General features: G+C 47.4%; 10 protein-coding genes. 2 read left to right on the top strand and 8 right to left on the bottom strand.

Translation table 11 applies throughout. The features are described 5' to 3' along the window. Positions 1-659: 659 nt before the first annotated feature. The 8 genes from FAY32_RS11455 to FAY32_RS11490 all read right to left on the bottom strand — a co-directional run bounded on the left by FAY32_RS11455 (position 660) and on the right by FAY32_RS11490 (position 9,116). Positions 660-2,723, bottom strand: coding sequence for an LTA synthase family protein (locus tag FAY32_RS11455; RefSeq protein ID WP_143463571.1), 2,064 nt, complete (start codon positions 2,721-2,723; stop codon positions 660-662). A gap of 138 nt (positions 2,724-2,861) precedes the next feature. Then, on the bottom strand, positions 2,862-3,098 hold the full coding sequence (locus tag FAY32_RS11460) for a YkuJ family protein (RefSeq protein WP_048735739.1): 237 nt from the start codon (positions 3,096-3,098) through the stop codon (positions 2,862-2,864). A gap of 77 nt (positions 3,099-3,175) precedes the next feature. Then, positions 3,176-4,210, bottom strand: coding sequence for a lysylphosphatidylglycerol synthase transmembrane domain-containing protein (locus FAY32_RS11465; RefSeq protein WP_143463572.1), 1,035 nt, complete (start codon positions 4,208-4,210; stop codon positions 3,176-3,178). Between the two features lie 4 nt (positions 4,211-4,214). Beyond that, positions 4,215-5,237: a glycosyltransferase family 4 protein gene (locus FAY32_RS11470; protein WP_143463573.1), complete on the bottom strand. Its 1,023-nt coding sequence runs from the start codon at positions 5,235-5,237 to the stop codon at positions 4,215-4,217. A 12-nt stretch (positions 5,238-5,249) separates the two neighbouring features. Continuing rightward, a complete protein-coding gene (locus FAY32_RS11475; protein WP_143463574.1) occupies positions 5,250-6,428 on the bottom strand; it encodes a glycosyltransferase family 4 protein in 1,179 nt (392 codons plus the stop codon). A 319-nt stretch (positions 6,429-6,747) separates the two neighbouring features. Next, positions 6,748-8,481, bottom strand: a complete 1,734-nt coding sequence (gene ptsP, locus FAY32_RS11480; protein ID WP_143463575.1) for a phosphoenolpyruvate--protein phosphotransferase — start codon at positions 8,479-8,481, stop codon at positions 6,748-6,750. Continuing rightward, positions 8,481-8,747: a phosphocarrier protein HPr gene (locus FAY32_RS11485; RefSeq protein WP_011668257.1), complete on the bottom strand. Its 267-nt coding sequence runs from the start codon at positions 8,745-8,747 to the stop codon at positions 8,481-8,483. The genes ptsP and FAY32_RS11485 overlap by 1 nt, the downstream gene beginning before the upstream one ends. 168 nt (positions 8,748-8,915) lie before the next feature. Further along, complete coding sequence (locus FAY32_RS11490) at positions 8,916-9,116, bottom strand: hypothetical protein (RefSeq protein ID WP_143463576.1); 201 nt, start codon at positions 9,114-9,116, stop codon at positions 8,916-8,918. A 519-nt stretch (positions 9,117-9,635) separates the two neighbouring features. Here FAY32_RS11490 and FAY32_RS11495 point away from each other — a divergent pair. Then, a complete protein-coding gene (locus FAY32_RS11495) occupies positions 9,636-11,870 on the top strand; it encodes an ATP-dependent Clp protease ATP-binding subunit (protein ID WP_143463577.1) in 2,235 nt (744 codons plus the stop codon). 278 nt (positions 11,871-12,148) lie between these two features. Further along, positions 12,149-13,234, top strand: a complete 1,086-nt coding sequence (locus FAY32_RS11500) for a MucBP domain-containing protein (RefSeq protein WP_143463578.1) — start codon at positions 12,149-12,151, stop codon at positions 13,232-13,234. Positions 13,235-13,312 lie beyond the last annotated feature (78 nt).

Raw genomic sequence — 13,312 nt, forward strand, 5'->3', positions numbered from 1 at the left:
TCGCAAATATTGTTTGGGTTTGATACCAAGTATCAAACCGCCCTACACATATTTGGTTTGTCGAAACAATGTTCAGTTTTCAAAGGTCTACCAAGTTATCAGAGAAGCAAGCGCTCCGTGACAACTTTTAAAGTATATCATGTCGTCAAATACCTGTCAACAACTTTTTAAACATCTTTTTGAATAAATATCGATGTTTCTGAATCAAGTTGAATAAATATTCTCAACAACGTTTACTACTATATCAATAATCAACCAGACCGTCAAGCCTTTTTTTAAATTATTGAGAAAGCAATTTTTCGTTGCTGTCACAATGTTTGCACACATAAATGACAACAGAAAATAGTTTACCAATATCTGCCGCCACGGTCAAGGGTAAAATGAATATTTACTGAAATTAATTTCAGCCTTCTCTCCCTCTCTTCAGAAAAAGGCCATCAAATCACCGTTAAGCCGCCTAAATCGGTCTACGTCATCCAATAGCATTCCCTAGAACGTAACCCTAACCGGAGCCCAATTATCACTTTGCTCACCCTCCCCCTAATGACTTAGATGATTCGTATTCCATTTATAACTTACATTTGGGCCCATCAAAACTCAAAAAAGAAGTCAATCACCTAACACGCGTGATTGACTTCTTCATTGTAGATAGAAATATGCTATTTTAATTCAGGTGCATCGGTCTTGTAGTCGGAAACCGTACTCTTGTCATCATGCTTAGCAAGCACACTCGTCTTTTCCTTCTTCTCCGCCTCTGCTAACTGCTCCATCGCAGGCTTCAACTTATAAGTGAAGTCTGTCTTGTTGACCTTCGTAAAGTTCTTAGGCGTATAGAAACGCAGCAAGTCCCCATAAATAACCCGATCAGACAAGGATAGCTCAGTTGTGACATGGTTCTGTAGCTTAGCCACGTCTTTCTTTTGTGCCGCCGTTAACGTCAGCACATCCCCCGTCTTGGTATCATAAACGGTCCCACCGATTTTAGTATACTTCGGCGAAACAAAGTTCCCATTTCGGAACGCCACGGTCTGATTACGATCTTTAGCCAGTAAATCTTGGCCAAATTGAACCGTATCCGTATTCTTAACCCCTAAGAGGTCCAGCAACGTTGGTAGCACATCGATTTCACCACCATAGGTTGACTGAATGCCGCCTTTGAGTCCCGTTGCGTGAATCATAAATGGTACCTTCTGGAACTGAGCGAGATCATAGTTGGTCACCTTGCTCTTACCCAACAGCTGCGCAATCGCTGGCCGGTGATTATTCGAAATACCATAGTGGTCCCCATAAGCCACAATGACACTGTTCTTATAGAGTCCTGCTTTCTTCAAATAATTGATGAACTCGGCAAACGCCTGATCCAGATAATGTGCAGTCTGTACGTACGGATCGACGGTCTTATCCCCCGTCTTGGTCGCTGGGAAGTCCGTATTCTTCTTATCCAGCTCATAAGGGTAGTGGTTCGTCAGTGTAATCAGCTTCGCATAAAACGGTTGTGGTAACTGCTCAATGTACTTAGCTGACTGCTTGAAGAAGATTTTATCCTTCAGTCCATAGCCGATACTATAATCCGCCTTCTCCGTATAATAGCTGGAGCTAAAGAAGTACTGGTATCCCCATGACTTGTAGGTATTGTCCCGGTTCCAAAAACTAGGCACATCCCCATGGAATGCTGCCGTCGTATACCCGGCTTCCTGATTCAAGATTGCCGGTGCTGCCTGGAACGTGTTTTGAGTCCCATAGGTGGTCATTGCTGAGCCCTGTGGTAATCCAAACAATGAATTTTCCAGCATCATTTCGGCATCAGAGGTTTTCCCCTGGGCTACCTGGTTATAGAAGTTCTTATAAGCCAGGGTATTCTTGCTATGGTAGAACTTATTCAGCGTTGGCGTTACTTCCTTGCCGTCCACCTTATAGTCGATCAAGAATTGCTGGAAACTTTCCAAGTGAATAATGAAGACGTTTTTCCCCTTCTCCTTGCCAAAGTATGAGACGTTTGGACTCACCCGATTTTGCTTCAGGTATTTTAGCACACTCTTCATATCACTGGCATTGGCACTTGCCCGCGTTGCGCTTTCCTTTTGCGTCTGATAGGCGTTAAAGGCGGCATATTCATTAAGCCCCAAGTATTTCACAATATAATTATTGTCAAATGTCCGGGTCAAAAGTCCTGAGCGATCCGCATTAGCCATCCCAAATTCAGCAAACATCAGGCCAAATGACAAGACCGTAATCGAGAACGCGTACCGCCGCTTGAACGGTCGCGCATCGATTCGAATCACGTGGGTGACCAATAGAATGATCAGAATCACGATATCAATATAGACAAAAAAATCATAGACGTGCGTAATCTGGGCTAAACTCTTGCCCAGGTTGTTTCCCACGTCACTAGAGCCCTTCATAATCCCAAATGAGAGGAAATCAGAGAACTCGCGGTAGTAGAGCACATTCGCAAAGATCCAAGTGGACTCTAATACATCAATAATCAACATTAGCCAATAAGCTAACCGCCCGCGGAAATAGAGCGCAATGCCAAATACGAGTAAGGCGGCCGGAATCGGGTTAATCAACAATAAAAACTGCTGAACGCTCCCCTTAGCCCCCAACGTAAATTCGGTCTGATAGGCAATGTAAGTTTTTACCCAAAATAAAACGACGATCAACAGGAAAAAGCCCATCCGGCTGTTTACCCAGTTCGTCTTCCGCTTAAAAAAGTTCGCCATGCGATTGCCTCCACAAAATAATTAACATCACTATAGTATAGCTGATATTAACGGGTAATCAATGTGATTCCATAACCTTTGGAAAAATGCAACTTTTTCCCGGTATAAAAAAACAAAACTATGGCACCCATAGTTTTGTTAGTTATCCGTCAACAAATCAAATAATTCGATAGCTACTAAATCGATGTTATCAAACTCAAAAGTCGTTTCCGGGTTGTGTTCGGTTAAGGTGTAGGTGTGGCTCAACTGGTTGTAAACAACCGTTGCCTGCTCAACGCCTTCCTTTTCAAATCGACGGGGTTGTGGCTCGTCGGTGGCATCTTCTTGCATCGCCTTTAAGCGATTGATGATGCCAATCAATTGAGATTCTTCCATGGTTGGTCCCCTTTCTAGCTTTCACTAATGATTTTACCAAACTTGAGGCGGTATGGCACGCCCTAATCCAGAAAAACTCACTCATTTGGCAAATCATTTTTTTCAATCACCTTATCTGGGGAAATCACCATTGCAATCAAGCCCGTCAGCATGCCGAAGTAGTAGGTCAGCAAGCGCCAGAGAATCATCGCTAAAACTAACTTACTATTTGACGAAATATAACTCCGAAAAATCATTTCGAAGCTATACTCCGCTCCACCAGACCCACCTGGAATGGGAAATAGTGAAATCACCATGACAATCAGCACGTGTAAGCTGGTCACCATGACAATATTCGCCGTTGTGTAGCCCAAGGCCAGCATAATAAAGTACGGGATCAGGTAATAAAACATCAATTGGAAGAAAGTAATCACAAAAACCTTGAGCATTAACTTTCCTTGCCCACTGATACGGACGCTTTCATGGTAAAACGAGTCGATCTTGCCATTAATGTTGGCTTCCATCCGCGCAAAATGATCCTTCTTCATAAACCAACGGCAAGGATACAAGACGACTCCCACCATTTTCTTCGTGAATGCGTGCCAAAACATCACCATCAGCAAACCGACAATGACAGCCAGATGAATCGTAAATCCAAAGACGACCAACCAGACCAGCGCGTGCAATTTATCCTGAATGTCATTAAAACCAATGACCAAGGCAAATAAAAAGTTAATAACAATCATTGATTGGTAAACAACAAACTTCATTAGGAGCACCGAGCTGGCTTTACCGGCATCGACTCCCGTTTGCATCAACGCAATTAGTTGCGCCGGCTGACCACCAGAAGAAAATGGCGTGATCCCGTTAAACAGCTGTTCCACCATCGGAATCCGCAACGCATCTTTAAACGTGAAACCCGCAATCCGATCCGAAATGAAGACCTTGACGATGACGGCTTCCAGACCAAGATATAACACCATGCACAGAATAGCGACCCCAAACCACCAGAAGTTAATGTGCACGAAGTCATTGATTAAGACTGAAAATTTAATGTCACGTAGCGAAAAGGCAAAAATCGCAATCCCCAAAAGCAACATTAAAGTGAGTACCCATTTATTTCGACGTGACATGCACTTACCCCTCTTTTGCTTGTTGCTGATAGAACGCCCGCCAGATTGTAGTCAAGTGTTCTTCAGAGTAGCGCTCAGCGGCAGCTAAACTCTGTTGATGCCAGTGTTCCATGGCATCCGGGTCCTGCGGTAACCGCTGCAGCTGCGCATTCATTTCCGCATAGTCTTTCGCCGGTTGATAGTCTCCAGCAATAATGGCCTGGTATAAGTCCAAATCACGCAGTAAAACTGGCGTTCCAGTGCTAAAGGCCTCCAAAACGGACATCGGAAACAACTCGTTAAATGACGGTAATAAGAATAAGTCTGTCAAGTTGTAGTAGTCAACTAATCGATCACGATCCACAATACCCGGAAAGCTTAAATTAGCCGGGGGATCATCAACGACCTTTTTCAGCGCGGCATAACCATCCGTCATCCGGCCAAAAGAGAATCCGCCAGCCCAAATGAATTGCAGCTGCGGATTATTTCGGGCCAACTTGATAAAGTCGAAGAGCCCCTTGCGTTCCTGAATCTGGCCAATTCCCAGCACCGTAAACTTTTGCTGGTCATAACCGTACTGGTCGCGCAACGCTTGTTTCTTCTCTGCCGTCACTGGATAAAACTCCTTACGACTCACAAAATTCGGAATGTACGTCACTTTATCTTCAGGGATGCCGTAAGCCACAAGCTTCGGGATAAATGTGGGGTTGACCACCACGATGTGATCCATCCGCTTGTAGAAGGCAATCACGTATTTATAAAAAATCGACCGGAAGGGTTGGGGGATCTTTAAGCTGCCCTCTAAAGTTTCCGGCAAGAAATGAACGTAGCCGATTTTTCGACCGCGTCCAGGTAAAAATGTTGATAAGTAATAGGAAAAATTAATCGTATGGTAATGCGTGAGGTCCACCCGACCATACTTGTTGACCGTCACCTGAAAATCGTCTGCTAGACGGGTGTGCATCAGGTTCATGAGCTCATTGTAAGCACTGCCGACACCCTGTCCCTTGACAGAATCAGCAGCGGAAAACATGTTGATTTTTAACATCCAATAACTCCTCTAATTGCTAAAATCTGGGGTATCCTCGTGGGCAGCCTCATAGCTTGCCTGCGCATCTTGATAAAAGCCAATGATTCGTTGACCAAAAGTATCCGCAGAAATATCGGCCAGTTTCTTCGCCAACAAGTCCGGATCCTGCTCTTCGTCTCCGTGACGCAGATAATCAACCACGTTTTCAATCATTTCAGCAGGTTCTTTAAAGGTGACCCCCAGCGTTCGACTCGACAACAGCTCGTCCGTATATGGACTGGTCATAACGACGATTTTCGTTCCCGCCGCCATAGCTTCAATGTAGGTCAACCCCTGTGATTCGGAATCCGAAGATGACAAGAAGACATTGGCCATATGATAATAACGGAATACTTCATCATTGTTCACTTCCCCGGTGAACGACACGTGATCCGTTAAACCGGCATCCTTGACCTGTTGTTCCAAATCTTCCCGTGCAGGACCATCCCCAACAATCAAGAGTTGGGCTTCAGGAACCTGGGCCAAGATCTGCGGCATTGCTGCGATACTTTCCTTGATATTCTTTTCATAGGCCAAGCGACTCAGCGAAAGAATGACGGGCGTATCAGGCTGGTAGCCCAATTGCCGCCGCAAGTTCGCCGTGTCTGGTTGCTCGTATTGATGTAAGTTGACGCCAGTCGGAATCACGCGGATCGGTGTTTTTACCCCATAATCCGTCAAGGTTGTTAACACCCGGTCACTGGGTGCAACAACGCCCGTCAAATGGTAACAAAAGGCCAACGTCCCCTGCTTCACGTGGACCGGCTTCAAGATCTTACCGTTAGCCACATAGTGTAAATAATCTTCGTACATGGTGTGATAAGTGTGGAGGCACGGAATTTCTAAGTTGCGCGCCACAAACTTACCGATCCACCCCATCGAGAACTCAGTCTGGGTGTGGACGATATCTAGATTCAATTCCTTTGCAATTTGGTAGGCTTGGAAAAGTCCCCGTACCGCAATCCGCCGATCCGTAAATGAAACGAACGGAATACTCGAAAAGCGAAAGACGTTCCGCTCGTAAACGTTACGTTCAACGTGCGGATCAGTCGTCGTAAAAATGTAGACCTGATGGCCCTGCTTTTCCAATTGATCACGCAACGTCTTAATCGACGTTGCGACCCCACTTACTTGAGGGAAATAGGTATCTGTAAATAAGCCAATGTTCATCGCCAATCCCCCTTGCGTCTGTGTTTGGCTAGGTTCTCCGGAATAACGCTTTGTACAGTCACCACAATTATATGGGTTTGGCTAGGTGATTGCAAACCACAACCAGGTTATGCCACAAAATAGTCTCGTTCTGGGGGGGATGGCAGCGTGTTATCGCAACTGCTCCTCAGTGATTAATAACCTTGGTTGACCCTCTTGCCGGCAAAGTTGATTGCCAGTTAACTAATTGTTGATGTTCCCCTTATAAAGGCTAAGTGGCTAGCAAAAAAGCACCAACAACGAGTCTCCCCGCTCTTAGTGCTTTTTAAAGCCAATTCAGTTATTTTTGCAAAACGCCAGGAACCGCTGCTTGAACCATGGTGATGACCTCTTGGCTCGTGCTGGCTGAGTTCAATGCTGTCTCGACCAACGATTGCAAATCGTGTGCGTTGAGCTGACCGATCAGCTCACGGGTCTTCAAGACGGCACCTGCGCTCATGGAGAACTCATCCAAGCCCATGCCTAACAAGAGTGGCACTGCAATTGGGTCACCGGCCATTTCACCACACATGGCAACGGGAATTCCCGCTGCATGACCGGCGTGAATGATTCGGTCAACCAGCCGCAGAATCGCTGGATGGTACGGTTGGTACAGGTAAGCCACATCTTGATTCGTCCGGTCGGCTGCCATGGTATAGCCAATCAGGTCGTTAGTTCCCACGCTCATGAAGTCGACCTCTTGAGCAAACCGGTCGGCTAACAGTGCTGCCGCAGGAACCTCGACCATCATCCCCACTTTGATCTTGCCCATCGGGACCTGAGCTGTGGTGAGCTTCGAGCGCTCATCATCGTAAATTGCCTTGGCCTGTCGGAATTCATCTAACGTCGCAATCATTGGAAACATGATTCGTAGCTGACCAAACGCCGATGCCCGTAGTAACGCCCGCAATTGACTGCGGAAGATATTTTGGTGCGCTAAGCTCTGACGAATGGCCCGTTCACCCATGAAGGGATTATCTTCGTGTTTCGTTTTTAAATAGGGTAACGGCTTATCGCCACCTATGTCGAGGGTCCGAATAACGACTGGTCGTGGGGCCATGGATTGAACGACTTGGCGATAAACGTCAAATTGTTCATCTTCCGTTGGGAGTTGGTCGGCGTCCATGTACAGAAACTCGGTGCGCATCAAGCCGATCCCCTCAGCGCCATTTTCTAAAACTGCTGGCAAGTCGCTAGCAGTTCCAATGTTGGCCGCCAACATCACACCAACGCCATCCTTAGAAATCGTCTCGTGGTGGCGTAAGCTCTCCAACCGTCTTTGATTAGCTACCCGTACCTTCATCTCACGGCGGGCCGTGGCCAACTCATCAACGGTTGGCTGAACGATCACGTTGCCGCGCGTTCCATTTAAGATTACCGTTTCACCAGCCGGAATTCGTTCGGTTGCGTCTTGCGTCCCCACAACGGCTGGCAGATTTAGGTTGCGCGCCAAAATCGAGGAGTGCGAGGTCCGGCCGCCCATGTCCGTAATGAAGCCTAAGATATACTGGGGATTTACAGAAACCGTGTCACTGGGAATCAGGTCGTGCGTCACCACAATAACAGGGTGATCAATCAAGGCCAGATCCGGTAATGTCACGCCCAGCAAATGACCCGTCAAGCGCTTCGTCACGTCATGCAGGTCCGTAATCCGCTCTTGCATATAGGGATTATCAGTGAGCCCCTGTAGCTTAGCTTCATAGTCCGCTGTGACCTTCGCTACGGCCGTCTCAGCGTTAACCCGCTTTTCTTTTATGTTTGCTTCAACTGCCGCAATCAATTCTGGGTCTTGAAGCATCGCAATGTGCGCACTAAAAACCTGGGCACTGTCAGCGCCCAGGTTTTTAGTTGCACGAGTTTTAATCGTCTCAATGTCTGAGACGGCTGCTTCAAGGGCCTGATGGAATCGATTTAATTCGGTATCAAGATTTGTGATTGTCCGTCGTTCAACGTTCAAGTCTGGTTCAACCAGGCGATATGCCTGACCGCAAACCACACCATCACTGGCGGCAATTCCCTTGAGCATCGTCCTCATTAGTCAGATAAACCCTCTTTTTTCAAAGTTTCAGCAACCGCGTTCATCGCATCTGCTTCATCGTCACCATCAGTTGTGATTGTGATTTCGGCATTTTGACCAACACCTAATGACATCACACCCATGATAGACTTTAAGTTAACAGACTTGTCTTGGTACTGTAAGCTAACTTCTGAGTTGAACTTACTTGCAGCCTGTACTAATAAAGTAGCGGGACGTGCATGGATACCAGTTTCTGCTGTAACATGAAATTCGCGTTTTTCCATAATTGATCGATCTCCTTTAAGCTTAGGTTGATTTCTTACTGAACATTATCCGTCTTGACCTGCGCATTGGCCAAACAACCATTTTTACGGATAACGTCTACCTACTAAGAATATCAATCTAACTGATAAATTACAAGTTCTATGTGAACCGCTTTCATCAAAAAAATCCTATTCGCCATCATTTCCGGCATCGTGATCGTAATGATAAATCAATTGCCCATTCTTATTGGCCTGACCAACCACCCGTTTCCGCGTGCCAAACGACATAAAAGCCTTTTGGAAGGCCGGAAAGTCTTCGGGTGTCACTTCAAACTGTTCGATTTTTTTATCTTTCAACTGATTCATCAGGTCCGTAAAGTCTTTTGCCAACTCGTCACCCCCTCATGTATGCTCGTGAAACTCGACTAGCTATGCTGAAAACTCACTTTACGCCAGGATCATCGAGCCAACTTATCTATTATACAAAAGTTTCTCCTTAAAAACACGCCAGCACACTTCCCCGCGAATTTGACCCTTAAGGCGACCATCACCCGCAAGCAATCACCAGTACTGACTGACCATTCTCACGTGTCGGTGGCTCTGAGTCTGCTTTTAAACCACGAACATCCCCGAATCATTTACTTCACGGGTCAAAGGACTGTGACCCCTAAAAGTTAAAAAAGTTGATAATTTCAGGAAGTCATTTTAGCATTCTCTGGGTGAGAGTGCTAAAATGAAGTCGTTCGCTGGAAAGCCCCTGACACGTGGCGTTTTCATCGCCGAACAAAATACTTGCACGATGAAGCGAACGCGGTATAATGTGGTCAATGGTCAAGAAAGGTCAAACGCTTTCGAACAGACCACGTGGGACCTCTCACGAGAAATCCAGGCAAGAAAGGAGACGACAAGATGCTATGTCAAAATTGCCACCGCAATGAAGCAACGATACACCTATACATGAGTGTAAACGGGCAGCGGCAACAAGTTGACCTATGCCAAAATTGTTACCAACTGCTTAAGCAGCAACAAAACGATTCTGGAAATGGAGGTGGCCGTATGGCACAAGATCCATTCGGCTTTGGCAACCTGGATGATATTTTCCGGGCAATGCAAGACGGTAACGCCAACCAAGGCGACTACCGGCAAGCAGCCGCACAGCAAAATCGGCCAACGCAACCAGCTGGCAATCAAGGTTCCGGCAACGGACTGCTCAACCAGTACGGACTGAACCTGACCCAATTGGCCAAGGATGGCAAGATTGATCCCGTTATTGGACGGGACAAAGAGACGGCTCAAGTCATCGAAATCCTCAACCGCCGGACTAAGAACAACCCCGTTTTAATTGGGGAAGCCGGTGTTGGGAAGACGGCGGTCGTCGAAGGACTCGCGGAACGGATTGTTGAAGGCAACGTTCCCGAGAAGTTAACGAATAAGCAAATCATTCGGTTGGATGTTGTTTCCCTGGTTCAAGGGACCGGAATCCGTGGGCAATTCGAACAACGGATGCAACAACTGATGAAGGAAGTCCAGTCTAATCCAGACATTATCCTCTTCATTGACGAAATCCATGAAATCATGGGTGCCGGCAATGCTGAAGGTGGCATGGACGCTGGTAACGTGTTAAAGCCAGCGTTAGCCCGGGGCGATTTCCAACTGATTGGGGCGACAACTTTAAATGAATACAGAGATATTGAAAAGGATCAAGCCCTCGCTCGGCGGTTCCAACCCGTTACGGTTGATGAACCGAGCGCTGATGAAGCCATTGAAATCCTGAAAGGGATTCAAAAGAAGTACGAAGATTACCACCACGTTCACTATACCGATGACGCCATTGAGGCGGCCGTTCGACTATCTGATCGTTATATCCAAGACCGTTTCTTACCTGATAAGGCCATTGACCTGTTGGACGAAGCCGGCTCACGGAAGAACTTAACGATCAACGTCGCTGACCCCAAGGCTATTGACGAAAAGATCAAGGCGGCTGAGTCACAGAAACAGGCTGCCCTGAAGCAGGAAGACTACGAAAAGGCTGCCTACTATCGCGATCAAGTGACAAAGTTGGAGAAATCCAAGGAATCCGCCGCAAACGCTGATCAAAATCAATCAGCTGAGGTCACGGTCAAGGACATGCAAGACATCGTCGAAGAAAAGACCAACATTCCGGTTGGCGAATTACAAGCTAAAGAACAGCATCAACTTCAGAGTTTGGCCGGTGATCTTGAAGGTCACGTTATCGGTCAAAACGAAGCGGTTGATAAAGTTGCCCGGGCTATTCGCCGTAACCGGATCGGCTTAAATGGTACTGGGCGGCCAATTGGTTCCTTCCTCTTCGTTGGCCCTACTGGTGTTGGGAAGACGGAATTAGCGAAGCAATTAGCCAATGAACTCTTTGGTTCCCAAGAAGCCATGATTCGGTTTGACATGTCTGAGTACATGGAGCCGCATTCAATTTCTAAGCTGATCGGGTCACCTCCTGGCTATGTTGGCTATGAAGAGGCTGGTCAATTGACTGAACAGGTTCGGCGTCATCCTTACACGCTGATCCTACTGGACGAAATTGAAAAGGCCCACCCCGACGTCATGAATATGTTCTTACAGATTCTTGACGACGGTCGCCTGACCGATTCACAGGGTCGTACCGTGTCCTTCAAGGATACACTGATCATTATGACCAGTAATGCCGGTACCGGTGATGCCGAAGCCAACGTTGGTTTCGGCGCTGCCGCTGAAGGCAAGACCCACTCCGTTCTGGGCAATTTAACCAACTACTTCAAGCCTGAATTCTTGAACCGGTTCGACGACATCATTGAATTCAACTCGCTCAGCAAGGAAAACTTGATGAAGATTGTTGATCTGATGATTGGCGATGTGAACCAGATGTTGGCGGGCCAAGGCCTCCACATCCACGTCACGGAACCCGTTGAAGAACAACTCGTCGCTAAGGGCTACAACCCAGCCATGGGTGCACGGCCATTACGTCGAGTCATTCAAGAAGAAATTGAAGACCGAATTGCTGACTTCTACCTTGATCACGCAGACGTTAAAAACCTCGTGGCCAAGATTGAAGACGGTAAGATCGTCTTAGCTGCCGATACCGAAGCGAATGCTGCGGCAAAGACAACGCCTGACTCTGATAAGAAATAGCTTTTCTCTGAATGGTCGTGCCAACTGGTGCGACCATTTTTGGTTGCAATTTTTACCCAATTACGAGAGCTACCGGTGGTTGTGCGAAACGGCCCCGCTACCCGCATCTCCTGCTGACTAGTTAGGAGCGCAAAAATAGGCTCCCCATTTTCACTGATTTTCTGTCATCTGCTCCAGATACTTTAGAATCATGATTGGTCCGTCAAAAATTGCCTGCCACGGGTGCGATGAATGCGGTATACTAGGTTTTAAAAGGAAACTTATGGAGGTGAGCAGAAATGGCATTTTTTGACTGGTTACGGCGCTTGATTGAGCCGGCCCCCCGGCGTGGGCCTAAACACGCGCTACGGCGGCAAGCATTACCAACAACCGCTAAGGTCACACCTGTCGTTTCCAAGCCCTCTCAGGCAACACCGACGGCAACTCCTCCTGCCACACCGGTGCCAACTCCAGCGATCAAGCCATCAGCACCTGAGCCAACTGCTACCTTAGTGGTGCGCCTCGTTGATGAAAACGATCACCCCCTGCAGCCTGCATTAATTTTAACTGGCCAGCTAAACCACGCGATTCGGTTCAGCTTTCCGATCATTCCGGGCTACGTGTTGACCCATACACACGGCTTCACACAGGACTTTATCACTGAATACGGGCTAACGACCCTGACCTACCAACGTCAATGGGGCCGGCCCATCGTCACCTATTTGATTGACTACGATAACGGCCAACTCTTAAAATTACCAACGATGCATCGCGGCCGACTCGATGAACGTTACCAGTTAACGCCACCGGAAGTCTCCGGCTATCGTATTTTTCAAGCACAGGGTGCCCAACGCGGTCAATTCTCTCAGCAAACACACCGCGTTATTTACTTCTACCGGCGGGATGCCTGGCAAACCGTACAACGGGTTCACCAGTATGTCTTGCTTACTGCAGACCATCAAATCGTCAATCAACCAGCCGGTCAAGCCTACGGGTACCAATTCCCAGCAAATTCACTCTGGCGGTTATTCGTTGTTGTGACCCGTACCGATGGCAGCGTCTGGTACAACTTGGGCGGTGAACAGTGGCTCGCTGCCACCGAGACGACCTTACGTGACCATCCGCTGCCTACGGGACTGCCACAACGACACCATTGGAACGTTCAGCCCTTTGCGCGACTAGGCAGTGTCGATTATGTTCCCCACGCAGCCGTGACCATTTTCAAGGAGCCCTATGGCGAAAGCATCGGGCAGCTCGATCATGGCGAACCGCTGGATGTCCGTGGTCGCGTTGTAGACGACCAAAACCTTGTCTGGTACCAAATTGGACCGGATGCGTATATTAGCGCCCACTATGTACGCCTAGTCCCCGTGGCATCTGCTTAACGCTAACCTAACAAAGAACCGTAACCCACTACCTCCTCCAAGGGATAGTCAGTTACGGTTCTTTTTCGTTGCGGAAAT

Origin of the sequence: Levilactobacillus enshiensis, assembly GCF_007115095.1 — a bacterium.
GTDB classification, from domain to species: domain Bacteria; phylum Bacillota; class Bacilli; order Lactobacillales; family Lactobacillaceae; genus Levilactobacillus; species Levilactobacillus enshiensis.